This is a genomic window from Methylobacterium sp. AMS5, from assembly GCF_001542815.1.
In the GTDB taxonomy this organism is placed as follows: domain Bacteria; phylum Pseudomonadota; class Alphaproteobacteria; order Rhizobiales; family Beijerinckiaceae; genus Methylobacterium.
In genome coordinates, this window is sequence record NZ_CP006994.1 from 1 (window position 1) to 25608 (window position 25608).

The window sequence follows — 25608 nt, forward strand, 5'->3', positions numbered from 1 at the left end:
CACGGCCTCGAAGGTTGGCGCCTTCGGGGCCGTTGCTTTTTCAGGCTTCTACCGCGTCGGTTTCGCTCCTGACGGCGCTGATCGCGCCGAAACGCCGACCGTGGCGGCTCGGGGAGATTCGGTCAACCGCCGAGCCTACCTGGGCCGGAAGTTAATGAGACATTGCCGACCCATGCCTATCAGACTCGATGTCTAAGCATCCGGTTTGCGGCGAGGGTGCAAAAGCGCAGGGTCTCTGCGGCTTCGGGTATCGGCACCGAGCCCTTGGCCCTGCCCCTTCCCATGCCGCCTGACGCAGCCCGGCATGGAGAGACGCCAGAGATGCGCAACCGTATTTGGTAGCTACTAGATAGCTATACGGTATCCATCACAGCGAAAGCCGCCGGACGCTCCTGCTGTGGACGACTGCTAGGATCAGGACGCCGTCCGTTGCCTCCTCGTAGAGGATGACGTGTGCGCCGCATTCGTGGCGCCGGACCCCTGCCCCGATCACCTCGGCAGCCCGGCCCATACGAGGATTGTCGGCCAGGAGCTGAAAGGTGTGCTCCAGAATGCCCTGATAGTGCTCGGCCTGGGCCATCCCAAATTCGGTGAGACCGTAGAGGAACACGTCGAGGATGTCGGCGTCGGCGCGGACAGTGAGCTGGTAGCTACCCACGCGACGCGCCCCGAGCGCTCGCAATCTCCTTGGCCTCGGCCAAGATGTCAGGAACGCTGCGGCGGCTGATGCCACTGGCGCGGGAGTCGTCCACGATGCGGCGGAGATCGTCGATCGTCAGTTCGGGGTGGGCCCGGCGCTCGCGGTCGCGGCGCACGAGGTCGCGCACATAGTCACTCGTGCTGGCATAGTCGCCCTGCCGGATCTGGGCCTCGATCCATTCCTTCATGGGATCGGGCAGGGAAATCGTCATCGTCGCCATGGGCACCTCCTACTCCAAGCCTAGCAAAAATATGAATTTTTCACAAATATTCTTATTTCCGCATTGGGGCCTCGAGCTGCAAGCATCCCCACTCGCGTTCAGTTACTAGATAGCTAACTGGTAGCTACTAATTAGCTATCTAGTACCTTACTGCTAGTCGATAGCTATGTGCTATCTCAACGGTAGCCGTTAGCTATCTGTTATCCTTTCAGATATTAATTCGCTCCGCCACGCTTGCCCGACCGAGGAATTGGCCATGCCTGTCATTGCCTTCGCCAACCCCAAGGGGGGAGCCGGAAAGACCACTACGGCGCTGCTGCTCGCGACCGAGCTGGCCGCGAAAGGAGCCGCCGTCATCGTAATCGACGCCGATCCGGAGCGGTGGATCTCGCAATGGGCGAAGCTGCCGGGCAAGCCGGACGGCATCCGCATCGTAGCCGACGTGACTGAGGAGAGCGTCGTCGATGCGATCGAGGCCGCGGAAGAGGAAGCGCAGTTTGTGATCGTCGACCTTGAGGGCACGGCGTCCCTCATGGTGTCGAACGCAATCGGCATGGCGGACCTCGTGGTGATCCCAATCCAGGGATCGAGCATGGACGCCAAGGGTGGGGCCAAGATGCTCCGGCTGATCCGGAACCAGGAGAAGATGTCCCGCCGCAAGATCGCCCATGCGGTGGTTCTGACGCGCACCGGCGCGGCGATCACGTCGCGCGCGCTTCGGAACGTGGCAGAGCAGTTGAGGGCAGGGGGGATCGACATCTTCGCGACGCCGATCGTCGAGCGCGCGGCCTACCGCGATCTCTTCGACTATGGCGGCACGCTGGGCGGTCTTGACCGCGCGCAGGTCAGCAACCTCGACAAGGCAATCCAAAACGCCCGGGAGTTCACCGGCGAGGTCGTGGCTCGTCTCAAGGCGATTGCCGCTGAAAGGCAGGCAGCGTGATGAGCACAAAGGAACGCGCACCGCTCGGCTTCGGCGACGAGCTTGAAAATTTCGACCCGGCCGCCTTCGCCAAGCCGAAGCGGGCAGTGAACGACAAGCCGAAACCGGAGGAGGCGAAGAAGGCGGCGGAGGCCGCAGGCTTCCGGAGCCGCGAGCCGATCAAGGCAGCGGCTGTTCCGGAAGAGTCTACTGCGCCTCTCAGAAGACGTAGAACAGGCCGTAATGTCCAGTTCAATATTAAGACGAAGGCTGAGACAATTGAGGCGTTTACGCGCATCGCGGATGCCAATGGTTGGGGCCTCGGTGAAACGTTTGAGCGTGCAACGGAGCTTCTGGAGCGGGAACTGGCTACCGCTCGCAATTAGCCGATGACCTTGACGAGCAAATTGGTCCGCGTTGAGCGCAAGTGCTCCGGCGTCCTACCTCCTGAAAGAGGTTAGATGCCACGTATGAAGGATCACACCAGCAATCCTGACAGGAACCTGGAAGCACAAAATCGTATTTCTTGATTTTCGGATTATAGGCCAGAAACTGGCCTGCCCCCATTCGGTGGCCCAGGTGTGAAGTTAGTGCATTGTCGGTCGCATGACGATGGCGGGGCGAGCGGAGGACGGGGCTGAACCGCTTGGCTCTCCTGGCCAGATGAGGATCTCTGGCGCAGGCGGCTGGTAGCCCAGGACGGTGGACCGCGCTTCCTTCGGTCCCATGCGGGCGTCCACTGACGTCTCTCGACCGCGCCACTTCTGAACGGTGGTCGGGCTGATGCCGTAGCGCTTGGCGGCGGCTCTCACGCTCTCTTGACGAGCTTGGATTGCCCGACGGATCGCCTCTGTCGTCGTGGCGCTGCCGTGGAGAACCTGTCCCATAGCGCGTCCCTCCATGCGGTCTCAGGCGTCCCACCACACAAAGGGACTGAACAGCTAGCTTCAGAACGAGGGCAACCCAGGGGGCAAGGTCAATCAGCCATCCAGGATCGCCCCCTCTCGCAGGTCGAAGAGCGACGCGCTACACAACCAACCGTTTTCCTTGCGAGTGTCCCGTGTTCCTCTCCATCGCCACATCGCACCAGCCTGCGACCGACCTCGGATTCCTCCTGCACAAGAACCCAGAGCGCGTGCATGAAATCGACCTCGGCTTCGGGCAGGCCGTGATGTTCTATCCTGAGTCGACCGCGCAGCGCTGCGAGTTCGCGATCACGCTCGACATCGATCCCATCGCTCTGGTCCGAGGCCGCCAAGGCAAGGGCGACGGATTGCTGGACCAGTATGTGAACGACCGCCCCTATGCGGCCTCGTCGTTCCTGAGTGTCGCGATCGCACGTGGTATCCGCGAGGCCATGGCAGGCCGGAGCCGTGAGCGACAGGCTCTTGCCGACCGGGCGATCCCGCTCGTGGCGGAGGTCACGCCGCTCCCGGTGCGCGGGGCGACGGAACTCGTGGGACGGCTGTTCGAACCCCTCGGTTACGACGTCGCCGTCACGCGGCATCGTCTCGATCCGGAGAGGCCGGATTGGGGTGAGGCTCCCTATGTGACGCTTCGGCTGTCCGGCACCGCGCGCCTCTCCGACCTCCTGACGCATCTCTACGTGCTGATGCCGGTTCTCGACGACCGGAAGCACTATTTCGTCGGTGAGGACGAACTGCAGAAGCTGCTGGCGCGGGGAGAGGGCTGGCTCGCAGCCCATCCCGAGCGCGACCTCATCACGGCCCGCTATCTCAAGCGGCGGGGTTACCTGATCAAGGCGGCGCTGGCCCAACTCGTCCCGGACGAGGCGGGACCGGAAGGGCAGCTCGATCCTTCGCGGGGCGACGTGGCCGAGACCGTCATCGAGCGTCCGCTTCGTCTGCACGAGCGGCGGCTGGACCGCGTGGCCGAGCTGATCGCGCAGACGGGGGCCAAGCGGGTGCTCGATCTCGGCTGCGGCGACGGCAAGCTGATCGCGCGCCTCATACGTAATCCGGCCATCGCGGATATCGTCGGGGTCGAGGTGTCCAGCCAGGAACTGGCCCGTGCCGACGCTCGGTTCGCCGACCTGCCGGCGGTACAGAAGCGGAAGCTGATGCTCCTGCAGGGCTCGCTCATCTATCGCGACACGCGCCTGCGCGGCTTCGAGGCCGCTGCCCTGGTCGAAGTGATCGAGCATTTCGAGCCGGATCGGCTTCCGCATCTCGAACGCGCGTTGTTCGGGGATGCGCGTCCCGCGACCGTGATCGTCACCACGCCGAACCGCGATCACAACGTGCTGTTCGAGGGGTTGGCCGCCGGATCGTTCCGGCATCCCGACCATCGCTTCGAATGGGGCCGTCGGGAATTCCGGGACTGGGCGCAGCGCGTCGCCGCGGAGCATGATTACGGCGTCCGCTTCGAAGGGGTCGGAGACGAGCATCCGGAATTCGGTGCGCCCGGACAACTCGCGGTGTTCGCGCGATGAGCGACGCGACGGCCCCCATGGCGGGACGGCAGATCGCCGTTCCCGAGTTCTCGATGATCGTCCTCATCGGGGCATCGGGTTCGGGGAAATCCAGCTTCGCGCGCCGCCACTTCCGGCCGACCGAGGTCGTCTCGTCGGACACCTGTCGCGGCCTCGTCGCAGACGACGAGAACGACCAGGCGGCCACACCGGACGCCTTCGCATTGCTCCAGACCATCCTGGAGCTGCGCCTCAAAGGCCGCCGCCTCGTGGTCGTCGATGCCACCAACGTGCGGCCGGAGGATCGCAAGAAGCTCGTCGAGGTCGCGCGCCGTTTCCATGCGCTCTCGGTCGCCATCGTGCTCGATCCCGGCGAGGATGTCTGCCGCAGCCGCAATGCCGATAGGCCGGACCGTGCGTTCGGGCCCCATGTCGTCCGCAACCAGATGTCGGCGCTCCGTCGCGGTCTGCGCGGGCTGGCGCGCGAGGGCTTCAGGCAGGTCCACCATCTGAAGTCGGCCGACGAGATCGACGGCGCCGCGGTGAGCCGCCAGCGCCTGTGGACGGACCGCCGCGACGAGACCGGCCCGTTCGACATCATCGGCGACGTGCATGGCTGCGCCGACGAACTGGAGGCCCTGCTGGCCCGGCTCGGGTACGGGATCGAGCGCCGCGAGGAGGCTGGCGAGCCGCGCTATCAGGTCACCGCCCCGGTCGGCCGCAAGGCCGTCTTCGTCGGCGACCTCGTGGATCGCGGACCGCGCGTGGCGGACAGCCTGCGCCTCGCCATGGACATGATCGAAGGCGGCGTCGCCCTCTGCGTCCTCGGCAACCACGAGGCCAAGGTCGAGAAATGGCTGGCCGGCCGCGACGTGAAGGTCGCGCACGGGCTTCAAGCCACCATCGACGACCTCGCCCGGCAGGGCGACGCCTTCCGGGCACGGGCGAAGGGCTTCATCGGCGGCCTCGTCAGCCATTATCTGCTGGATGGCGGCCGGCTCGCGGTCGCCCATGCCGGCATCAAGGAAGAGATGCAGGGCCGCGCCTCCGGCACGATCCGGGGCTTCTGCCTGTTCGGCGAGACGACGGGCGAGACCGACGTGTTCGGTCTGCCCGTCCGACAGAACTGGGCGGCCGAGTATCGCGGAAGCACGAAGGTCGTCTACGGCCACACGCCCGTGGTCGAGGCAGCTTGGCTCAACAACACGCTCTGCATCGACACGGGCTGCGTGTTCGGCGGGGGGCTCACGGCCTTGCGCTACCCCGAGATGGAGATCGTCTCCGTCCCGGCGGCGCGGGTCTATTCCGAGCCGGCGCGACCGCTCGCCTCCGGCGCCCCGGCGCCCGGAGCGATCAGCCAACAGGCCGAGCTGGACGATCTCCTCGACCTCGCCGACGTGTCGGGCAAGCGGATCATCACGACCCGGCTCCAGCCCTCCGTCACGATCCGCGAGGAGAACACGGCGGCGGCGCTGGAGGTGATGAGCCGCTTCGCCATCGACCCGAAGTGGCTGATCTACCTGCCGCCGACCATGTCGCCCTCCGAGACCTCGACGGAGGATGGCTTCCTGGAGCATCCCCGCGAGGCTTTCGACTTTTACCGCCGCGAGGGCATCCGCGAGGTCGTCGCCCAGGAAAAGCACATGGGGTCGCGCGCCCTCATGGTCGTTTGCCGTGATGCGGATGCCGCGCGTGCCCGCTTCGGGGTGACGAGCGGCGAGATCGGGGCCGTCTATACCCGCTCCGGCCGGGCCTTTTTCCACGATCCGGCACAGCGCGACGCGGTTCTTGCGCGGACGCGCGATGCGCTGGCCGCCAGCCGAGTGTTCGATGAGCTCGGGTCGGATTGGATGCTGCTCGATGCCGAGATCATGCCGTGGTCGGCCAAGGCGCAGGCGCTCATTGCCTCGCAATACGGTCCGACCGGCGCGGCCGCGCGGATTGGGCTCGGTGCGGCTCGGGATGCGCTCCAGCGTGCCGCCAGCGCAGGTCTCCCGCTGGACGCTCTGGCTGAGAAAACGGCCGGCCGCCTCGCCAGCGCGGAGGCCTATGCCTCTGTCGTGCGTCGCTACGCCTGGCCCGTGACCAGCATCGACGACCTGAAGATCGCGCCCTTCCATCTCTTGGCCAGCGAAAAACAGGTCCACAGCGACAAGCCACATTCCTGGCACATGGGGCAGCTTGTCCGGCTGGCCGAGGCCGACCCGCTCTTCAAGGCCACCCGCGTGCTCCCCATCGACCTCGACAGCGAGGCGGATGTCGAGCGCGGCATCCGTTGGTGGCTCGACCTGACGGCCGAAGGCAGCGAGGGGATGGTCGTGAAGCCGGGCGCGTTCCTGGCACGGGGCCGGCGCGGGGTGACGCAGCCCGCGATCAAATGCCGGGGCCGCGAGTACCTGCGCATCATCTACGGCCCGGACTACGACAGCCCGAACCATCTCCACCGGCTCCGCCAACGCGGCCTCGGTGCCAAACGCTCGATGGCTTTTCGGGAGTTCGCACTTGGCCTGGAAGCCCTCGACCGTTTCATCGCGCGTGAGCCTCTCCGGCGCGTCCACGAATGTGTGTTTGGTGTCTTGGCGCTCGAGTCCGAGCCTGTGGATCCGAGGTTGTGATCGTACGATGACGCTTTCGGTGATCCGTCTGGGCTGGTCGGCTTTCACCAAATAATCAGGAGGCTCTCAATGACTGAAAAGTGCGCGGAGCTGAATGTCGGTTTCAGGATGCAGCCCAATGACGGATCTCCATCCTGAGTCGTCATTCCATGATTGATGCCGCCGCCGTGCAATCAACCTGTCCGCAAGGGGATCGTTCAGCGGACCCGTTCCGGTCGGTTGCCTGACCCACGCAAAACAGCCGAAAGCCGAGTCTCACATAGATGGTACCATATGTTTTGCGGTGACGGGGCCTTATACGTTACAGTCTGGCCCATGACGCACACGCTGATCGGCTATGCCCGCTGCTCGACCGACAAACAGGACCTCGCCGCCCAGCATGATGCGCTGCTCAAGCTCGGAGTCGCGGCCGATCGCATCTATACCGACAAGGGGTTCACCGGCACGAACCGGGATCGGCCCGGCCTCGACCAGGCGCTCGCCGCCGTGCGGAGCGGCGACACGCTGGTGGTGCCCAAACTCGATCGGCTCGCGCGATCCGTGCCGGACGCGCGAGCGATCGGGGACGGCCTCTCCGCCCGTGGCGTGAAGCTTCAGCTCGGCGCCAGCGTCCATGATCCGGCCGACCCAATGGGCAAGCTGTTCTTCAACATACTCGCCACCTTCGCCGAGTTCGAAGCGGACCTGATACGGATGCGGACCCGCGAGGGCATGGCGGTCGCGCGCGCCAAGGGGAAGCTACGCGGCAAGAAGCCCAAGCTGTCCGATCGGCAGCAGAAGGAGCTGCGCCGCATGTACGACACCGACGACTACTCGATCAGTGATCTTGCCGAGCTGTTCTCAATCTCGCGGCCTACCGTGTATCGGACACTCGGGCGGCAGCCGGTCACACCGGCGAAGGCGGCTTGATGATAGACACAAGTGCCCTCTTCCGGATCGGCGATGCCGCTGAAGAGGCGGGCAATCTCGCACACGCCCTCAAGGCTTTCGAGCGAGGTGCCGCTCTCGGCAATGTCGAATGTCTCTGTCGGTTGGCCTACCTGTTCGACACTGGCACAGGCGTCGAGGCCGATAAGGCTACGGCGATGCGGTTATATCAGCGCGCTTGGCGTAAGGAGCGAAACGTCGTGGCAGGATTAAACATCGCGATCCTTTATCGCGAGCGAAAGGACTGGCGAACGATGTTCCGCTGGTTCCAGCGCGTCTCGAATACCGGAGACGGAAGCTCGCAGCTTGACATGGCGAAATGTTATTTGAGAGGGCGGGGAGTACAGCGCGACGTGCAGGCTGCGGTCCGTTGCTTGGCTGCTGCCGAGAGTTCGGTTTTCATTTCTGAATATGAACGAGAATTAGCCCGACGGCTGCTGCGGAAGCTTCGCATTCGTTCCGTATAACTGACTTCGGTGCCGTTTGACGATATCCACCTACAGCGACTTTCCACCAAACCCGGCCGCGCCGAGTGCCATTTACCGCTGACAGGCGGTGCCAATCAGCGCTGACATTTACACGACGCGGCGCCACTGCGGCTTGTCAGAAAAACGTTCGTTTTATTTACATAATAACCATCCAAGACAGATCTAAACCCCCGAAGCCAGAGCCCGAGTTACCGGCTTACGAAAAGAGCCACGCCAGGGAGGATGGATGGAAAGCTGTTCGTGAGTGGAACGAACCTTACCACTCACAGAAATCCGTATGCTCGTGTCTGAGCCACGTACCACTGATCGCTCGAACATGAGGGCGCGTCACGGAGAGCTCGGCCATGAGCTGTCTCTCCAAAGTCACTCCGCCCTCGCGTCCATGAACCCTTCCGGCGAACCGGTAGTAGGATGCGTCGAACGACATGTATGGCCGGAGATGTACGAGCCGCTGGTCGTCGAGCGGCAGCCGTCCGCTGTCGAACGCTTGGCGGAGGATGTCCCGATCGGTTTGGGTGAGGAATGGCATCAGATCGAGGTTCGCACCCTCGGTACGTCCGAGTTGGATACCCTGGGCGCGCGTGACGACGGTCAGCCTCTCCTCCAGTCGGGCCGCGGTCGCACTCATTCTCGCGCAAGGCATGAAGAGTGCCCTCACACTCGGAAATGTCTCGCCGCGACTGCGGGCTCGCCGGATCCGTCTGGATATTACACAGAGTGGGTACATCCTACACCTGGCCTTAATGGCGCTGGTCCTCAGCGCATTGTTTCAGGAAATGGTAGAGAACTGTTCTATACGCCCGATCATTACACGACATTCATTCGACTGAGTCCATAAAAAGGAGGGGTCATGAGCAGATTATTTATATATAATAGAGATCACATGGTCGAAAATGATGGTAATGAGTCTTTATATTTCGTCCCAGCTAAATTAAAAGATGAAAAAAGTTTGTATAAATTTTTTTATCAACTGGATTGCCCCCTGATTACTTTGGGTTCAACTGGGATGCACTTCTTGATTCACTCCGAGATCTTAGCTGGGTGAAAACCAAATCAGTGACCTTGATACATAGCGATATTCCATTTTTAAATGATAAGGAAATCTGCAATATATACTTAGATATTCTTCAAACTGCAGTCATGGATTGGAGGAGGCCCGAAAATACCACGTTACTATAATTGCCTCCAGGATCTACTTATGTAAATCATGATTTCAGCGTAGTTTTTCCCCAAAACTGCGAAAGTGTTGTATCGGAAATTTTAGATGAATAATTATAATAACTGAAAACCGAAATTTGTATATTTCGCAAGTGATCCGCCCCCATCGAAGTGGTCCGCCCTGAGGTATGGCCTGCAGGCCAGGACGAGGACGGATAGATGGGAACGACGAGGCACAAGCCGGAGGATGTGGTCGCCAAGCTGCGGCAGGCGGACGTGCTGATTGCGCAGGGCCAGAGCGTGGCCGACGTGATCCGCGCCCTCGGTGTGACCGAGGTGACGTACGACCGTTGGCGCAAGGAGTTCGGCGGCCTGAAGACGGATCAGGTCCGGCGGATGAAGGACTTGGAGATCGAGAACGCGCGGCTGCGGCGGCTCGTGGCCGACCTGTCCCTGGAGAAGCAGGTGCTGGCGGACGTCGCCTCGGAAAACTTCTCTATTCGGGACTCATCGGTCAACTCCCCTGCGTGCTCATCTCTATCCAGTGCGTGAACGGTCCTGCGGAGTTCTTGCTTCTCTCCGAGGTCGGCGCGTGCCGCCTCATGATGGGATCAGAGGGAGTGGGCGGAGCCATCTAAGCCGCGCGCTCGGCAAAACCGGCGCTCGAGTTTCCTCGGTCTCACCCGCTCCGATCTGGGGCAACAACCGCCATCTGCCGGGCGAGGAGGTCTGGCTGGTGGGCGAGTGGCGCACCTCTGGCGAACGCAAATTCTATCTGACCAACCTGCCGCCCCGCACGACCCGGCGCATCCTGGCCGGCACGATCAAGGCGCGCTGGGTCTGCGAGCAGGCCCACCAGCAGATGAAGGAAGAACTCGGCCTCGACCACTTCGAGGGCCGCTCCTGGACCGGCCTGCACCGGCACGCGCTGATGACGTGCATCGCCTGCGCCTATCTGCAACACCTCCGTCTCACAGGACCCGACCGGACGGAGAGGGGGAAAAAAGGTGGCCGGCCTACCGGGCCCGCCACCGTCTCCGAGCCTGCCCGCCGTGCGTCAGGCCATCATCGGTCGCTTGTTCGTGGCGGTCATCCCGCCCGTGCAATGCCCGCACTGTCAGCGACGCTTCCGGCTGCCGTCTGACCTCAAAGTGCCCAGGTAGTGCTAGTGGTCTGAGTTGGAAGTTCGTTGGCAGAAGCGTTTGATGCTGGCGAGGATGGCGTCGGCTGACTTGGTCCAGACGAACGGCTTCGGCTCGGCGTTGGTCTGGTCGATGTAGGCGTGGATGGCGGCTTCAAGATCGCCCGTGGTCTCGAACACGCCGCGTTGAAGCTGGCGCCGCGTCAGCAGCGCGAACCAGCCCTCGACGAGGTTGAGCCAAGAGGCCGAGGTCGGCGTGAAGTGCAGGTGCCAGCGCGGACGCTTCAGCAGCCAGTCGTGGATGAGCTTGGTCTTGTGTGTGGCCGCGTTGTCGAGAACCAGGTGCACATCGAGATCCTTCGGCACATCGGCCTCGACCTGATCGAGAAAGGCGCGGAACTCGATGGAGCGATGACGCCGTGCGCAAGGGCCGATGACGCGACCGGCCTGTACGTCGAGCGCCGCGAACAGGTCGGTCGTACCAGCCCGTCGGTAGTCGTGGGTCTGGCGCTCGGGCTGGCCGGGGCGCATCGGCATCACCGGCGCGGTGCCGGTCAGCGCCTGGATCTGCGGCTTCTCATCGACACACAGCACCACGGCGCGGTGCGGTGGGGCCATGTAGAGGCCGACGACATCCCGGACCTTGTCGACGAAAGCCGGGTCGGTCGACAGTTTGAAGGCCTCGATCTTGTGCGGCTGCAGCCCGAAGGCACGCCAGATCCGCGAGACCATGGTCTGGCTCATGCCGACCCGCCGGGCCATGGCGCGTGTCGACCAGTGGGTGGCGTTCTCCGGCTGGCTCTCCAGGGTGCGCGTGATCATCTGTTCGATCTCGGTATCCGCGACCTGGCGCGGAGCGCCGGACCGGGGCAGGTCGACGAGACCGTCGAGGCGGTGCGCCAGGAAACGGGTGCGCCATGTCGTGACGCTCATGCGGCTGACGCCGAGCGCACGAGCGATGCCGCTGTTGGTCGAACCCGGCTCAGCGCAGGCCAGCACGATGCGCGCACGCTGGGCGAGAGCCTGGCCGACATTGCGACGGCGCACCAGGCCTTGCAGCCGCGTGCGCTCATCCCCGGTCAGATCAAGGTGCGCTGGCTTGGGACCACGGGCCATCGTAGCGACCTCCTCGTAGAAGGCCGCCACATGGTGCTCGCGCGACAAAACCGCAAGGAAACTTCCAACTCACACCACTAGGGCAGGGATATGTATGGCTCGCCTGCGCGCAGCGACATTGCATTTCATTTTCCGGTTCGATTGATCGAATTTGTTGATTGCGTCGGAATTATTCGATTACTACATCTAATATTCCAGTGCATAACGTCTTGATCGGACCATCTCTCAATTCAATTTGAATCCCTTTTATAATATTTGCAGGTTTTGTATCCGAGTCCAAAATAGCGATTGCTAATGCCGACCCTTTTGATAGTCCATTTGCGCCGTCAGAAATTATTTTACCTGGAAACATATCGTTGCCGATCAAAAAATTTGGCCTCGAATTATAGTCAAAAACAATATTATAAGAATTTTTTTCATCAATTTTTTCAATATTGATTGAAAACTTTCTCTCTTTGACGCTCATGGTCTACCTCCGATGCTGTCTAGTACTCGTATTCCATATCTGACGGCACAAGATGCTCAGCGCTTGGGTGAATCATGGGTGGGGCCAGGGCATAGAGTTTCTTCCACGGATGGCACAACACTCATAAGCGCCGACGGACTCCGTCAATACCGACCGCCTTCAAATAAGCCGAGGATTGGCAAAACGCAGGCAAATTTTGAACAAAGGTTGCGACCAGGTGGTCAGCGGCAAATCAATGGACATTTGGATATCTTTCCATGAAATTAGTAATCCCAGAACTAAAACGCATCCATTCTCCGGATAAAGATATTCTTGAATTTGAAGAGGAATTCAAAAATGATCCATATTGTATCTTGATACAAGCGATGTATGGAATCCATGGTCAAGAAGGAGACGAATCATTCGATATATTGGTGTGCAACCCATCTTGGATCGAGTTAGAGGCTAATAATGGCATTTTTTCGGGGAGACATTACTTTATTACGACCAGATTTGACATTGACGTTATAAAAAAATTCCTAATTGATATCGCATTAAATTGCGCGGCCTCAAGTTGGCAGGAAGCTGCCGAGAGATTAGGCAGATATGGAAAGTGGGAATTCGAAGATTACATTGAATAGTTATTAGATAAAATCCATAGTTATCGGAGTTAATCTTTTGTAATGCAGTGCCGTATGTTGAAAAATTTTTTGACAATAAGGAATTGATCCAGCTTTGGGAGACGGGCCAGTCTCCCGGCCTCACAAATTTACAAAGGCAAAGATTTCTAATGAAACTAAAAAATTTGGAGGCTGAAAGTTGAGGCTGATTGGTAGATGGCTTATCAATGCCGAAGATGATAAAGCAATGTTGAGGTTTGGGAGGGTAAAAGTTGAATTCTATGAAGATGGAAACTTAATCTATAAGATCGAAGGCGATGAAGCGGATCAGATAATTAAATTATCCTATTATGTGTCCGGTAATAAAATTGTAACTACCCAGCCATCGGCTCCAAAGACTGAATATACTACTTTCTTTTTTACTGAGACGGGATCGCTATTGTTGGAATTTGATGGTCTATATTGCGAATTTATCCGCGACAATGCTTGATATAAATCTACAGTTCGATCTCAATCTGAAGGCCACCTCCCGCATTGGAAGATTAATATTTATATAAATGCGCCAGAAATTATCCGAAAGCACGTATCAAAATTACGTCCGAATCTAAAACTTATGCTGTGAACAACTAATTATCAACAATGATGTCAACTTATCAAAATGCAGTTGCTGAGCGGCTCATCGCATCTGGTGCCATCAGCCGCCAGACCCTCGAACGGGCAAAACGCGCGGCCGACGAGAGCGGCTCTCGCGTCGATCAGGCCCTCAACCGTCTCGGCCTCGTCTCCGACGACCTCATCGTCCAGACCTGGAGCGATGTCACCGGCATCCCGGCCATCGCCGCAGCCGATCTCCCCACGCCACCGCCCTGCGCCGACAGCCTGCTGCCCGCCTTCCTCCGGCACGCCCGCTGCGCCCCCCTCCACATCACCGGCGGCGTCCTCACCCTCGCCGTCGAGGATCCCCTCGACGGCTTCACCCCTGCCGCCGTCGCCGCCCGCACCGGCCTCGCGGTCGAGTTGCGCCTCGTGCGCGCCGGCGACCTCGATGCCTGGCTCAAGGGTCTGCCCGACGACACCCTCCAGGCCGCCACACCCGCCGCCTCCGACGAGGCGGTCGGCCTCGACGTCGAGCGCCTGCGCGACCGCGCCAGCGACGCCCCGGTCGTGCGCCTCGTCAACGCCGTCATCGACCACGCCATCGAGACCAAGGCCTCCGACATCCACCTCACCGCGAGCCGGGTCGGATCGCGCCTGCGCTACCGCATCGACGGCATTCTTCGCGATGCCGAACCGCCGCCGGCCGGCCTGCACGCCTCTGTCGTCTCGCGCATCAAGATCATGGCCGGCCTCGATATCGCCGAGCGCCGCCTGCCCCAGGACGGGCGCATCCGCGTCAGCGCCCGCGGCCAGGAGATCGACCTGCGCGTCGCCACCATGCCCCACGCCCACGGCGAGGGCGCGGTCCTGCGCGTCCTCGACCGCTCCGCCGTCGCCCTCGAGTTCGAGGCGCTCGGCCTGTCCGCCCCCGTCGTCGCCAGCTTGCGCCGGGCGCTCGCGGCCCCCCACGGCCTGATCCTCGTCACCGGGCCGACCGGATCGGGCAAGACCACCACGCTCTACGCCGCGCTCAAGGAACTCACGGGGCCGAGCCGCAACATCGTCACCGTCGAGGATCCGATCGAGCACCATCTCGACGGGGTCAACCAGATCCAGGTCGCCCGCAAGATCGGCCTCGACTTCGCCGGCGCGTTGCGGGCGGTGCTGCGCCAGGACCCCGACGTGGTGATGGTCGGCGAGATCCGCGACCGCGAGACCGTCGCCGTGGCGATCCAGGCCGCACTCACCGGCCATCTCGTCCTCGCCACCGTCCACACCAACACCGCCGTCGGCGCCCTGCCGCGCCTCGTCGACATGGGAGCCGAGCCCTACCTTGTCGCCTCGACCGTGCGCGGCGCCCTGGCCCAGCGCCTCGTGCGCCGCCTCTGCCCGGACTGTGCCGCGCCGACCCCGCTCGACACGGCGCTCGCCCGCGCCGTCGGCATACGCTGCTCGGAGCCGGTGCCGGTTCGCCGGGCCGTCGGATGCGCCGCCTGCGGCGGCATCGGGACGCGATTGGCACCAAGCAGCCCCGCCTCCCGAACGGACGCGCTGTTGACCGAAGCGGACAGGCGTGTGGAGAAGGCCTTCGTCGATCAGGGCTACAACGGACCGAAGGCGACCGCCGCTGCAAGACCCCGAACCTACTGCGCCGGCACCGACACGATGAGCGTGCAACGCTGCTCCTTCCCGGCCTTCGCCGCCGCCTCCCGGCACCCGGACAGCACCTCTCTGTTGACCTGGACCAAGCGGCTCGCATCGAGAATCCCTTGCCAGCCCACCGGGCTGCCCGCCTGCATCAGCGTCCCCCCGGCCCTCCAGCGGTCGGCGTTCAGCACCGTGGCGGCGACGCTCATCTCCACCGAGCTCGGCAGCACCCGCGGCAGGAACAGCACCGCCAGGACCCCGCCCAGGAAGGCCGCCCCACCGACACCGCCGAGCCACAGGTTCTGCCGCCGCCGCTCCCGCACGCCCTCGACATGCGCCGCGAGCTGGCCCCGCACACGCTCCATGTTCTTCGTCTGCCGCTCCAACCCCTGCACGGCCATCTGGACGAGCCCTTCGGCGCGGCTCTCCATCACCCGGGCGTAGTGCTCCGCGCTGTGGCGCAGCAGCGGCGACTGTTCCACCGCCCGCAGCCGCTCGCCCACCGTCGCGAGCCCCTGGGTCAGCCGGGCGAGGTCGGTCCCGTAATCGACCACCGCGCCCTGCCGTTCGAACCGGTCGAAGGCCGCCTCCACCCCGCGGCGGATCACCCCCATCTCCCCGCCGAGATCGGCCGCCAATCCCTCCACCGTCGCTCGCAGCGCCGCGAAGGCCGCGCTCGCATCGTCGTCCGCCGCGTCGGCCTCGGCGAACTTCGGGTCTAGCTGTACGGTCCCGGCATGTGGTGCGACGGATCGACTCTGAAGCGTTCGGGCTCTTTGGTCCAGGCTTGGCAGATGCGTTCGTAGGGTGTCAGGCCGCGTAGCGTCTTGAGGCGGCGGGCGTGGTTGTAGGCATCCACGAAGAGCTGGAGGTGATCTCTGAGCTGATCGTGGCTGTCGTAATGGTAGCGCTTGACCGTCGCATCCTTGATCGTGCGGTTCATCCGTTCGACCTGGCCGTTATCCGGCATGATGACCCTCGGTGCCCTCGCGTTCCGCTGATCTTCGGATCGGCGCTATGGTGAGCCCATCCGGGACACGGGGCACCGGGAGCACGTGCGTGCGGGCAGGCCGACCCTTAGACGATGGGCTGCGAGCCCGAGCCGTTATCTGGCCGCCCCTGCGGCTCGCCCGGATGCGCTGCGAGCGCGGATCCGTAGTTGCCGTGTTGCCCGCCAGCTCCCGCAATCGAGACGAGGAGACAGGCTCATGCGGGTTGTGGGATTGGACATCCACCGCGTTTTCGCCGAGGCGGTAATGCTGGAGAACGGCGCGGCCCGGCGTCTTGGTCGGATCGGCATGACGCGCGATCACCTGACGGCGTTCGCCAAGACGCTGACGCACGACGACCATGTCGTCGTGGAGGCGACCGGCAACGCCAGCGCGGTCGCGGAGGTGATCCGGCCGCATGTCGGTCGGGTGGTGATCGCCAACCCGCGCCAGGTGCGGCTGATCGCCGAGGCGCGGATCAAGACCGACGTCATCGACGCGACCGTGCTGGCGCGGCTCTATGCCAGTGGCTTTCTGCCAGAGGTCTGGATCCCGGACGAGGCAACGCTTGCGCTCCGGCGCCAGGTCACACGCCGCACCCAGATCGTCCGGCAGCGGACGCGGCTGAAGACGATGGTGCAGTCGATCCTGCATGCGCATCTAGTGCCGCCCTGTCCCCACGCCGATCTGTTCGGGCCGCGGGGACGGACCTGGCTGCTGGCACAGCCGCTGCCCGGCGACGAGAGCGATGCCGTCGCCCGGCACCTGCGTGAGTACGACCGGCTGAGCGAGGACGTGAAGGTCGTCGAGCGTGAACTGGCGCGCGAGGCGCGCGCCGACGCGAACGTCACGCGGCTGATGACGATCCCAGGCATCGACCTGGTGGTCGCAGTCGGGCTGATCGCCGCCATCGGACCCGTGGCGCGGTTCGCCGGCCCGGATCGGCTCGTGGCCTATCTTGGGCTGAACCCGAGCGTGCATCAGTCCGGATCCGGCAAGCCACGGCATGGACGCATCACCAAGCAGGGGCGCAGCCACGCCCGCACGATGTTGGTCGAGGCGGCCTGGCAGGCCGTGCGGGGGCCCGGTCCACTGCGCGCCTTCTTCCAGCGCGTGTCGGCGCGGCGTGGGCCTCACGTCGCGGCCGTGGCGGTCTCACGCAAGCTGGCGGTGATCATCTGGCACCTGCTCACGCGGGGCGAGGACTACGCTTGGGTGCGTCCGGCGCTCCACGCCAAGAAGCTGCGGGAACTGGAGCTGCGCTCGGGCGAGCCGGCACGGCGTGGTCAGCGCGGAACGGCCTACGCCTACAACCTGACCCGCGTCCGACAGGAGGAGCGGCGGCGTGTCGAGCAGGCGGAGGTCGCCTACCGACACCTGACCGAGGGCTGGAGCCGGCGTGGGCGACGCGTACCCACGGGCGCCGCAAAGGAGGAGCGACTCTGAAGACGGCGCGGCCAGGCTTGCACCTCGAACCCGGCTCTTCGTCACACGGTCGCCCGTGGGCGGCAACAAAATAGTACGGATCGCAACAAAGGGACTGTTCAACCTCATCCGTGGTCCAGGGATGGTTCACCTTGGTTAGCCGGTGCTCGATGTCGTTCTCTGCGCAGACGCGGCCGAAGATGTGCGCGAAGGCATAGGTATCCTTCTTGCGGTTGGTGAACTGAATGCCGTTATCCGTCAGGACGATGTGGATGCGGTAGGGCACCGCCATGATCAGATCACGCAGGAACTGCGCCGCCTCCATCTTGCCAGCACTCTCGACAAGATGGACGAAGGCGAACTTGCTGGTACGGTCGATCGCCACGAACAGGTACAGCTTGCCCTCTTCGGTGCTGACCTGTGCGATATCGATATGGAAGTAGCCGATCGGATATTGCTTGAAGCGCTTCTTCTCGGGCTTGTCGCCTTCGACTTCCGGCAGGCGGCTGATGCCGTGCCGCTGCAGGCACCGGTGCAGGCTGGAGCGGGTCAGATGGGGGATCGTGGGCTGCAAACCGTAGAGGCAGTCGTCCAGCGGCAGCAGGGTATGCCGCCGGAAAGCGACGACGATCGCCTCCTCCTCCGGTGTCAGAACGGTCGAGCGCGGCTCCTTCGGACCCATGGCCGCGTCGGCCGTCGTCTCCCGATCACGCCACTTCTGGATCGTCGTCGGGCTGACGCCGTAGCGTTTAGCCGCCGCTCTCACGCTTTCTTGACGGAGCTGTATCGCGCGACGGACTGCCTCCGTCGTGCGGGCGCTGCCGTGAAGAATTTGGCCCATAGCGCATCCCTCGCCGCGTGATGCTCAATCGTACCACCACACCGAGGGATCAAACATCTAGGTTCTGACCGCCGCCACGATCGTCTCCGTTCCGCATGCCGTCTCCTCTTACAGCCCCAAGCCGAGGCCCTGGCCGCGGCTGCGTGCCAGCTCCCATTGTCGTTCCTGCACGGTGAGCGCGATCCCCAGCTCCCTCCGACGCGGGCTCAACATCGCCACCACCTCCGGATCGCGCTCCAGCGTCTCGCCCATCGCCCGGATCTCACCCTCGACCTCGGCCCGGGCCTCACGGTGCTGCAAGGCCGCGCGCTGCCCCTGCAGATCCTGCCAGCGCCGTACGAAGCGCTCCGCCCGCACCGATGGGTCGGCCAGCGCCGCGCGCTCCCGCTCCAGCCCGGCCGCGAGCCGCTCGACCCGCTCCGGGCCGGCGAGCCCCACCATCGCCCCCGTCGTCTCCGAATCATGCGTCAGCGCCGAGCGCAGCAGGGCGTGCGATCCCGGCCGCACCGCGTCCAGCGCTTCCCCCGCCGCCGCCAGCTCGCGCGTCTGCGCCTCTAGCACCGGCAGGCCCTCGCGCCTGTGCCGCTCGACGCTGCCGCTGGCGCGGGCGTAGCGGTCGAGCGCCGCCTCGAACGCCGACAGCGGTCGCAGACGCGCCGCCAGACGGTCGCGCTCCGCAACCGCGGCCGGCCGTTCCTCCACCCGCTCCGAGGCAGCCCGGCGGCCGGCATCGAGCTGCAGCCCGTCGAACATCCCCCGCTTGCGGGGGGCGGGCCTCTGCCCCTCCGGCTCGACCGGCGCACCGTGCCCGGACGCGGGTTGCCCGGTGGGCCTGCCACGCCCGAGCTTCAGCCCCGCGAACAAGCCGCGTCGTGGTTGCCGGGCCGCACCCGCCGCGCCCCGGTCGTGCACGGTCTCCGGATCGGACGGCGCCCCGAAGGGCTCCAGGGTCCGCACCTGCGCAGCATTGGGCTCCGCCCCTGGCTCCCTGCGGACTGCAATCCCGCTCCGGATGCCGAGCATCGCCGCGATCCCCCGCCGCTCGGCGAAGCCCTGCATCGCTCCCTCGGCGTCCGGCCCCGCCGCGTCCACCTCCGGGTAATCCAGCGTCGTCGCTTTCGCCCCCGAGCGCGACAGCCGCGCCTCCAGTCCACGATAAGCCGGCGACGCCCCCCCCTCGGCTTGGCTGTGGGTCCGCCCACCCTCACCGGCGGCCAAGCCCGCAAACTCCTCCGTCGAGGCATACAGCTGCACCGCGTCCCGGTGTCGGGTCATCGCCACGTAGGTCAGGTGCCGGTCCATCGTGCCCGAGGCCAGCACGAACGCCCGGTCCACCGTCGCCCCTTGCGTCTTGTGGATCGTCGTCGCGTAGCCGTGGTCGATCGCCGGGTAGTCGGCCACCGGTACGCTCACCCGGCGCTCTTCCCCGTCCCGGCCGGCGCCGTCGAGCCGGGCCGTCAGTTGCCCGTCCTCGGCTCGCTCCACCGTGCCGAGCATCCCGTTCTTCACCCCGAGCGTCCGGCTGTTCTCCAGGAACACGATCCGGTCGCCGGGTGCGAACGCCCGCGCGCCGTCGTTGGTCTGATACGTCCGCTCCCCGGCCTCCTCGCCCCGGGCCAGCGCACCCCGCTCCTGGAGCGCGCCGCGGATCTCGGCGTTGAGCCCCCGCACGTCCGCCCGGCGGTGCGCCATCGCGACCTGCGTCCCCTCCGGCCGCGCCTCCCGGTCCGCGAGGTAGTCGCGCACCACCGCCCCGCGTGCCGCCTCGCCATTCGCGGCGAACACGATCGCACCGTGCGCGCGGTATGCGGCCAGACCCTCGTCCGTGCGGTGCGTGGCGAACGCCACCGACGCCGTCCGCTGCCAGCTCTCCCGCTGCCGGCGGATGTCCGACAGCTCCGCGTGCCCGATCCGCTCGGCGATCGCCCGGAACGGCGCCCCCGCCCCGATCGCCTGAAGCTGCTCGTGGTCGCCCACCAGCACCAGCTTCGCGCCCGCCCGCTCCGCCTCGGCCACGAACCGCGCCAGCTGGCGCGAGCCCACCATCCCGGCCTCGTCGATCACCAGAACATCGCCCCGGCCGAGCCGCCCGTGCCCGTTGTCCCAGCCGAGCGACCACGAGGCCAGCGTGCGGCTGGCGATGCCGGAACTCTCCTCCAACCCCTCCGACGCCTTGCCCGACAGGGCCGCCCCGTGCACCCGGTAGCCTTGGCGCTCCCACGCCTCTCGCGCCGCGGCCAGCATCGTGCTCTTGCCGGCTCCGGCGAACCCGACCACCGCCGCGATCCCCTCCGGTCCGGTGACGTGTCCGATCGCCCGTCGCTGTTCCGGCGACAGCCCGGCCGTGACGTCGCCCGTGCTCGCCCGGATCGCCGCATCCTGCTGCGCCAGCGCGCGCTCGACATGCCGCCGATCGGCGCGGTACCCCCGCGCCACGTGCATCCGCCCGGCCGCCTCTGCCATGCCGGTTTCCAGCGCCACCATCTCGCGCGTCACATACCGCGCCGGCTGCACCTCGCCCGTGCCCGGGTCCGTGCGCTCCGGCTGGAGTTCCACCAGCGCGGGCCAGGCCATCACCGCGGCGAACGCGTTCCGGAACGTCTGCGCGTCGCCGTCGAGATACCGGTGCAGCGTCCGCGCGATGTCCCGCCGGTCGAACACGCTTCTCTCCTCGGTGATGAGCGCGAGCACCGTATCTGGCCGCGCGCGGATCGCCGCCGCGTTGCGCTCCGCCGCCTCCGCATCGAGCCGGCCGCGTGTGACCTCCCGCCCGCGCCGTTCCATCCGGGTCGCGTGCACCCCCATGTGCTGCGTCGGCACGATCTCCAGGCCGCGTTCGGCGTAGCTGCGACCGTCGATCCGCAGGTCGTGTCCCGCCCGCGCTAGATGCGCGTTTGCCATCTGCTCCCAGCTCCGGCGCAGCTCCACCAGTTGCACCGTCGTGCTCGGCAGGCCCTGTGCCGCCAATGCACGGTTCTCCAGTTCGCAATCGGCCTTCGCGCCCAGGCCCTCCGGCGTCACCCGCCGCGTCGTCGCGAGAAGGTGGGCGTGATGGTTGCGGGCGTCGGTCTCGCCATGCGGCGCGTGGATCGCCATATCCACCGCCACGCCGTAGCGATCCGCGACCACCCCGGCGAACTCGCGTGCCAGCGCGACACGCGCCTCGGGCAACAGCTCATGTGGCAGCGCGATCTCGTATTCCCGCGCCACGCGGGCATCCTTGCGCCTCTCCGCCGCCTCGGCCGCGTTCCACAGGGCCGAGCGGTCCTTGGCCCATTCCGCCTGCGCGCCCTCCGGCAGCACGATCTCGGTATGGGTGACCCCGTGCCGGCCGGTATAATCGTGCACCTGGCCGTCGCGCCGGTTCTCCATCCGCTCGGCACTGCGGTAGGCTGCCGACGCTACAGCCGAGCGGCCCGAGGCACGCGAGACCTGCTTCATGCTGAGATGGTAGATCGCCAAACGGCCGCGCCTCCACGAGCTTGACCGTAACACCGCCCTGAGTTGCACAGCAACTCGTAAGTGCGCTCTTCCGGTCTCCTTCGCTGCGCTCCCTCGTCCATCGGTGTGGCGCTCCGCGCCGGACCGAACCCTTGGTTGATTTCGGATCGAGCTCGGCTATTCTCCGCCGCCAAGCTCATGCCAGGAGAAGCCGGTGCGGCTCTCGATCCTGACCTTCATCGTCTTCACTCTGAACGGGGCGATCGACAGCAGACGCTACGATACGCTCGCGATCAGGGAGGTGCGTGAGGCCATCCAGGCCGGGACGATCTTCTCGTTCCTGAAGACCAAGATCGGTCACGACATCGATCTCTCCATCTTCGCCGCAGATGCGGGCGCCGAGGCCTAACTGATGGGCGAGTGGCAGGACATGGAAAACGCCGTCGACGCGCGGCGGAAGTTCGGGGTCGAGCATCGCGGTTTGCCGCTGCTCGTCGCCTTCCTGCTCGAAGGCATCCAGCGCCGTGCCAGGGCGGGAACCTGACGGCCTCGAACCGCCGTATGATCATCGACCCCGACCATTTCCTCGAAACGGCCGCCGGACGCCTCTGGACCCCGGAGCGCAATCTCCAGGCTTGGGCCACCGCCTTCGCCGTACTCGATGCTGCGCTCGCCGCGGCCGTTTCGCCCGCGGACGTCATCGTCGTGTGCGGGGTGCAGGGTTCGGGCAAGAGTACCTGGACCCGCACGACGGCGGGGGAGCGGCCGGCCGCGATCCTCTTCGATGCGGCCCTACCGGGCCGCCGACACCGTCGGCCCATCATCGAGGCGGCACGGCAGCATGGTGCCCGCGTGTCGGCCGTCTGGATCGACGTACCGCTCGTCGTAGCCCTGAACCGGAACGCGGCCCGATCGCACGACAAGGCCGTGCCGGAAGCCAGCTTGCGTACTGTGTTCGAGCGCTTCGAGCCGCCCTCCCGCGAGGAGGGTTTCGACGAGATCCGCATCGTGCGACCGTGACGTTCCAGGGCCGTCACGAACGCGATCCCGCAACCGACCGAACGGAGACCCCGTGGCCCGCAAGACGATCGAACAGCGCCTCGCCCAGCTCGATGCGCAACGTGCCGCTCTCAAGGCGCGCCAGTCCAAGCAGGACCGTGCCATCGACACCCGTCGCAAGGTCCTGCTCGGCGCCCTCGTTCTTCAGCGCCTGGAGGCGGGTCACGATCCCGCCTTCACCCAGCGCCTCACCGACTGGCTTCGCCGTGAGCTGCCGGGCTTCCTCACCCGCGAGGCCGACAAGGCGCTGTTCGTCGATCTGATCGGCCCGGAGACGATCCCGGAAGCGGCCTCCGTTCGCAGCGAGCCGGCGGCGATCTCTCAGCCTTCGGGTGAGGCCGGCGAGGCCGCCTGACGCGGCTCGCGATGGGGCGCTCGTGCAGCGACGCCTCCGGTCTCGCCCTGGAGCCTGAGACGCATTTCCTTGCCCGACCGGAACACCGGAGCCGTCTTCGCCTCGACCGACACGGCCGCACCGCTGCGCGGGTTGCAGCCCTGTCGTGCCTGCCGATGCTTGACCGAGAACGCCCCGCAGCCGCGCAGCTCGACCCGGTCGCCACGTTCCAGCGCCGCGGTGATCGTGTCGAGGATCGTGTTCACCACCTCCACGTCGCGGGCGTACAGGTGCGGGTTCTGCTCGGCGATGCGCAGGATCAGTTCGGACTTGATCATACCGGTGTCCGAGCACGCCGGCCGACCCGCGGCAAGCCCGGTGCCGGCGCGGCAACCTGGGATCACCCGTCCACGCCATGCCGCTACGGTAGAGGGCCATTCTTCCGGCTCTCGACCGGAAGCTTTGGTCCGACGAGACGAAGGGCGTGGGGGCTGCAAGAACCCTTCGCCTCGCCGGTACTCCCCGGCGCGAACACCAGGGCCACGCTGGCATCTGGGGCAGGACCACGAACGGTCAAGCTTACCCGGATCGCACCCAATCAGCGGAAACGCCGACAGCCCGGCGCCGGTGATCAATCGGGTCGGTCCCAATGGATTCGGCTCCCTAAGGGTAGGGGCGCTTCACTGCGGCCCGGACCGTACCGCATCGCCTGGGAGGCCCTTTGGCCAAGCTCTGGATCCTGTCCGACCTCCACCTCGAGAGCCTGCCCTATCCGGACAACTTCCGCCCCGACCCGCCAGGCTTCGACGTGCTGGTGGCGGCCGGCGACATCTGGGAGGGCGATCCCGGCCGCGGTTTCGCGGTGCTGCGCCGGCTCGCCGGCGACAAGCCGGTGGTGTTCGTGATGGGCAACCACGAGCACTGGAACGGCATCGTCGACGAGGATCTCGCCCTGGCACCCGTGCTCGCGGCCCGGGACGGCATCACCCTGCTCAACGGCGGTTCTGCCAGCCTAGCCGGATGCCGCTTCATCGGCACCACCCTGTGGAGCGACTACCGGCTTGCCGGCGAGCTCGATCCCGCCACGCCGACCGGCGAGCCGATCGACATCGCCCACGACGCGCACGGCGGCAGCCACCTCATCACCATCGGTGACGCCGCCGCCCTGCACCGCCGGGCCAGGGCCGCGCTGAGCGCGGAAATGGACGCGCATGACGGCACCCTGCCCCTGGTCGTGGTCACCCACCACGCCCCGCATCCGGACTGCATTGCGCCTGCACAGCGCGACACCTGGAACGCCGGCAACTCGGCTTCCGACCTGTCGGCGCTGACCGATTCCGGCCGCGCCGCCCTGTGGGTGCACGGGCACGTTCATCACAGCCTCGACCTGACCCGGCCCGGCGGCACGCGCCTCCTCTGCAATCCGGCCGGAGCCGGGTTCGCCAACCTCGCCTTCGACGAGAACCGGGTGATCGCGCTGGCCTGAAACCGGCCAATCCGCGCGAGGCCGGCCGTTCGGCAAAGCGGACGCTCGCGCTCGCGCGCATGTCGCGCACGCATGGCCGCGACGGCTCTACCGCCCGCGCCGATTCCGGATCGCCCTCTGTGTCGAAGGTCGCCCGCTGCCTCTCGGCAGCTCTTGCGACGGTTCCTTTGGTCTCGGAATCCACAGGGAGAGAACCTCAGTAGCCGTGCCCTTCGCGGATTTGCACCCTCCCCCCTCGGACACCGGGGCCGGCGCCTCCTGCTTCCGCTTGCGGGTGAGCCGGAGCCAGGCCGTCCACTCGGCCGAGACGATCCGCACCACGTTGGTGTCGTTGCGCCAGCCGGTGATGCGCCGCTCCTCGACCGTGAGGAGTCCGAGCCGCGCCGCCTCGCGGATCGCGTTGCGCACCGTGGTCTCGGACACGCCGGCGAGGGCCGCGAGGTTGCCCACCGCCAGCCGGCAGTCCTTGCGCCGCACGCTCTCGGCCGCCACCAGGGCCAGCACCGCCTGCTCGGCCAGGCTGAAGCGCGCCGCCAGGGCCGGCGGCAGCCGCCCCGAGGCCGCCCAGCGGCGGCGGCGCTCGAGGCTGGCATCCGAGCGCGGCCGAGAGCCGACATGGCGCGGTGGTGCCGCCTCAAGCGGCTCCGGTCCCTCGGCCGTGGCGCGCGTGACCGGCAGCGCCATCCTGGCCTCGATCAGGCCGGACAGCTCCTCCGCCGTCGCCTCGCTCACCGCACCCGCGGCAAAGGCCTTCCACAAAGCGGCCGTCACGTCCGGCAACGCGACGCGCGGCGCGCTTATCGCCTGACGGCGGATCTCCTCGGCAAACATCGGTCCCGCACCTCTGCAAGGCGCGCGGCAGGGCTCACGCGCCTTGGCGGGCGTGTGGGCATCCAGGCAAAGCGGGACCGCTCGCGAAAGTTGGTGCTTTCGCTTGACGCCCTGGGGCGCTCGTGAGACTGTCGGGATTGGAAAACTTACCCCGCCGGTCCCTATGTGATCGGTC

23 protein-coding genes and 6 pseudogenes are annotated in these 25608 nt (G+C 65.3%); 18 read left to right on the forward strand and 11 right to left on the reverse strand.

The genetic code is table 11. The features are described 5' to 3' along the window. Positions 1–367 precede the first annotated feature (367 nt). Together Y590_RS24985 and Y590_RS24990 are read right to left on the reverse strand one after the other, a co-directional pair. On the reverse strand, positions 368–658 hold the full coding sequence (locus Y590_RS24985; protein ID WP_060772597.1) for a type II toxin-antitoxin system RelE/ParE family toxin: 291 nt from the start codon (positions 656–658) through the stop codon (positions 368–370). Beyond that, positions 651–920 carry a type II toxin-antitoxin system ParD family antitoxin gene (locus Y590_RS24990; protein WP_060772598.1) on the reverse strand — a complete coding sequence of 90 codons (270 nt, stop codon included), beginning with the start codon at positions 918–920 and terminating at the stop codon, positions 651–653. The genes Y590_RS24985 and Y590_RS24990 overlap by 8 nt, the downstream gene beginning before the upstream one ends. A 256-nt stretch (positions 921–1176) precedes the next feature. Here Y590_RS24990 and Y590_RS24995 point away from each other — a divergent pair, with 256 nt between their 5' ends. Both Y590_RS24995 and Y590_RS25000 read left to right on the forward strand, forming a co-directional pair. Further along, the gene (locus tag Y590_RS24995) at positions 1177–1863 is read left to right on the forward strand and encodes a ParA family protein (RefSeq protein ID WP_060772599.1); all 687 of its coding nucleotides are present in this window, start codon (positions 1177–1179) and stop codon (positions 1861–1863) included. Then, complete coding sequence (locus Y590_RS25000; protein ID WP_060772600.1) at positions 1863–2228, forward strand: hypothetical protein; 366 nt, start codon at positions 1863–1865, stop codon at positions 2226–2228. Before Y590_RS24995 ends, Y590_RS25000 begins: the two co-directional genes overlap by 1 nt. Before the next feature lie 291 nt (positions 2229–2519). Here the strand turns inward: Y590_RS25000 and Y590_RS26105 are convergent. Further along, positions 2520–2729 (reverse strand): annotated as a pseudogene (locus Y590_RS26105) (helix-turn-helix domain-containing protein); the annotation flags it as partial. Between the two features lie 173 nt (positions 2730–2902). On the opposite strand from Y590_RS26105, the gene Y590_RS25005 reads away from it, so the two are divergent. The 7 genes and pseudogenes from Y590_RS25005 to Y590_RS25035 all read left to right on the forward strand — a co-directional run. After that, positions 2903–4294 carry a 3' terminal RNA ribose 2'-O-methyltransferase Hen1 gene (locus tag Y590_RS25005; protein ID WP_060772601.1) on the forward strand — a complete coding sequence of 464 codons (1392 nt, stop codon included), beginning with the start codon at positions 2903–2905 and terminating at the stop codon, positions 4292–4294. Next, a complete protein-coding gene (locus Y590_RS25010; protein WP_286161907.1) occupies positions 4291–6888 on the forward strand; it encodes a polynucleotide kinase-phosphatase in 2598 nt (865 codons plus the stop codon). The genes Y590_RS25005 and Y590_RS25010 overlap by 4 nt, the downstream gene beginning before the upstream one ends. A 315-nt stretch (positions 6889–7203) precedes the next feature. Next, positions 7204–7797 carry a recombinase family protein gene (locus Y590_RS25015; RefSeq protein ID WP_060772602.1) on the forward strand — a complete coding sequence of 198 codons (594 nt, stop codon included), beginning with the start codon at positions 7204–7206 and terminating at the stop codon, positions 7795–7797. Beyond that, entirely contained in the window at positions 7797–8282 is a 486-nt protein-coding gene (locus tag Y590_RS25020; protein ID WP_060772603.1) for a tetratricopeptide repeat protein, read from the forward strand. Before Y590_RS25015 ends, Y590_RS25020 begins: the two co-directional genes overlap by 1 nt. 996 nt (positions 8283–9278) lie before the next feature. Further along, a complete protein-coding gene (locus Y590_RS27615; protein WP_158509767.1) occupies positions 9279–9482 on the forward strand; it encodes a barstar family protein in 204 nt (67 codons plus the stop codon). A gap of 198 nt (positions 9483–9680) precedes the next feature. Beyond that, a pseudogene (locus Y590_RS25030) lies at positions 9681–9944 on the forward strand (transposase); the annotation flags it as partial. 205 nt (positions 9945–10149) lie between these two features. Continuing rightward, positions 10150–10605 (forward strand): annotated as a pseudogene (locus Y590_RS25035) (IS701 family transposase); the annotation flags it as partial. 21 nt (positions 10606–10626) lie between these two features. Here the strand turns inward: Y590_RS25035 and Y590_RS25040 are convergent. After that, a complete protein-coding gene (locus Y590_RS25040; protein WP_060772614.1) occupies positions 10627–11718 on the reverse strand; it encodes an IS630-like element ISMex18 family transposase in 1092 nt (363 codons plus the stop codon). Positions 11719–11887: 169 nt separating this feature from the next. Further along, the gene (locus Y590_RS26745; RefSeq protein ID WP_144440082.1) at positions 11888–12184 is read right to left on the reverse strand and encodes a hypothetical protein; all 297 of its coding nucleotides are present in this window, start codon (positions 12182–12184) and stop codon (positions 11888–11890) included. Between the two features lie 257 nt (positions 12185–12441). Here Y590_RS26745 and Y590_RS26120 point away from each other — a divergent pair, with 257 nt between their 5' ends. The 3 genes and pseudogenes from Y590_RS26120 to Y590_RS27620 form a co-directional block, all read left to right on the forward strand. Continuing rightward, on the forward strand, positions 12442–12804 hold the full coding sequence (locus Y590_RS26120; protein ID WP_083531008.1) for an Imm8 family immunity protein: 363 nt from the start codon (positions 12442–12444) through the stop codon (positions 12802–12804). Between the two features lie 178 nt (positions 12805–12982). Continuing rightward, the gene (locus Y590_RS26750) at positions 12983–13273 is read left to right on the forward strand and encodes a hypothetical protein (protein ID WP_144440083.1); all 291 of its coding nucleotides are present in this window, start codon (positions 12983–12985) and stop codon (positions 13271–13273) included. A 152-nt stretch (positions 13274–13425) separates the two neighbouring features. Further along, positions 13426–14874 (forward strand): annotated as a pseudogene (locus tag Y590_RS27620) (GspE/PulE family protein); the annotation flags it as partial. A gap of 149 nt (positions 14875–15023) precedes the next feature. On the opposite strand, the gene Y590_RS27625 reads toward Y590_RS27620, so the two are convergent. Together Y590_RS27625 and Y590_RS25055 are read right to left on the reverse strand one after the other, a co-directional pair. Next, a complete protein-coding gene (locus Y590_RS27625; protein ID WP_353612602.1) occupies positions 15024–15821 on the reverse strand; it encodes a DUF6118 family protein in 798 nt (265 codons plus the stop codon). Then, a pseudogene (locus Y590_RS25055) lies at positions 15746–15988 on the reverse strand (integrase core domain-containing protein); the annotation flags it as partial. The gene Y590_RS27625 and the pseudogene Y590_RS25055, both read right to left, overlap by 76 nt. 247 nt (positions 15989–16235) lie before the next feature. Between Y590_RS25055 and Y590_RS25060 the strand changes: the two are divergent. Then, complete coding sequence (locus Y590_RS25060) at positions 16236–17462, forward strand: IS110-like element ISMch4 family transposase (RefSeq protein WP_060768813.1); 1227 nt, start codon at positions 16236–16238, stop codon at positions 17460–17462. 94 nt (positions 17463–17556) lie between these two features. Here the strand turns inward: Y590_RS25060 and Y590_RS26130 are convergent. Both Y590_RS26130 and traA read right to left on the reverse strand, forming a co-directional pair. Next, positions 17557–18282: pseudogene (locus tag Y590_RS26130) on the reverse strand (DDE-type integrase/transposase/recombinase); the annotation flags it as partial. A 108-nt stretch (positions 18283–18390) separates the two neighbouring features. Beyond that, positions 18391–21744, reverse strand: coding sequence for a Ti-type conjugative transfer relaxase TraA (gene traA / locus Y590_RS25070; protein WP_083531009.1), 3354 nt, complete (start codon positions 21742–21744; stop codon positions 18391–18393). Positions 21745–21937: 193 nt separating this feature from the next. Between traA and Y590_RS25075 the strand changes: the two genes are divergently transcribed. From Y590_RS25075 to Y590_RS25085, 4 genes are read left to right on the forward strand one after another with little or no spacing between them, the layout of a single operon-like run. Beyond that, the gene (locus Y590_RS25075; protein WP_060772607.1) at positions 21938–22132 is read left to right on the forward strand and encodes a hypothetical protein; all 195 of its coding nucleotides are present in this window, start codon (positions 21938–21940) and stop codon (positions 22130–22132) included. 3 nt (positions 22133–22135) lie between these two features. Beyond that, positions 22136–22267, forward strand: a complete 132-nt coding sequence (locus Y590_RS27510; protein ID WP_256371274.1) for a hypothetical protein — start codon at positions 22136–22138, stop codon at positions 22265–22267. A 17-nt stretch (positions 22268–22284) separates the two neighbouring features. Then, positions 22285–22743 (forward strand): AAA family ATPase, encoded by a 459-nt coding sequence (locus tag Y590_RS25080; protein WP_060772608.1) that lies wholly within the window; start codon positions 22285–22287, stop codon positions 22741–22743. Between the two features lie 52 nt (positions 22744–22795). Continuing rightward, entirely contained in the window at positions 22796–23137 is a 342-nt protein-coding gene (locus tag Y590_RS25085; protein WP_060772609.1) for a hypothetical protein, read from the forward strand. On the opposite strand, the gene Y590_RS25090 is transcribed toward Y590_RS25085, so the two are convergent. Beyond that, a complete protein-coding gene (locus tag Y590_RS25090; RefSeq protein WP_060772610.1) occupies positions 23104–23454 on the reverse strand; it encodes an HU family DNA-binding protein in 351 nt (116 codons plus the stop codon). The two genes, Y590_RS25085 and Y590_RS25090, sit on opposite strands and share 34 nt — an antisense overlap. Positions 23455–23837: 383 nt before the next feature. On the opposite strand from Y590_RS25090, the gene Y590_RS25095 reads away from it, so the two are divergent. Further along, on the forward strand, positions 23838–24602 hold the full coding sequence (locus Y590_RS25095) for a metallophosphoesterase (RefSeq protein ID WP_060772611.1): 765 nt from the start codon (positions 23838–23840) through the stop codon (positions 24600–24602). 87 nt (positions 24603–24689) lie between these two features. On the opposite strand, the gene Y590_RS25100 is transcribed toward Y590_RS25095, so the two are convergent. After that, a complete protein-coding gene (locus Y590_RS25100; protein ID WP_060772612.1) occupies positions 24690–25433 on the reverse strand; it encodes a helix-turn-helix domain-containing protein in 744 nt (247 codons plus the stop codon). Between the last annotated feature and the right edge of the window lie 175 nt (positions 25434–25608).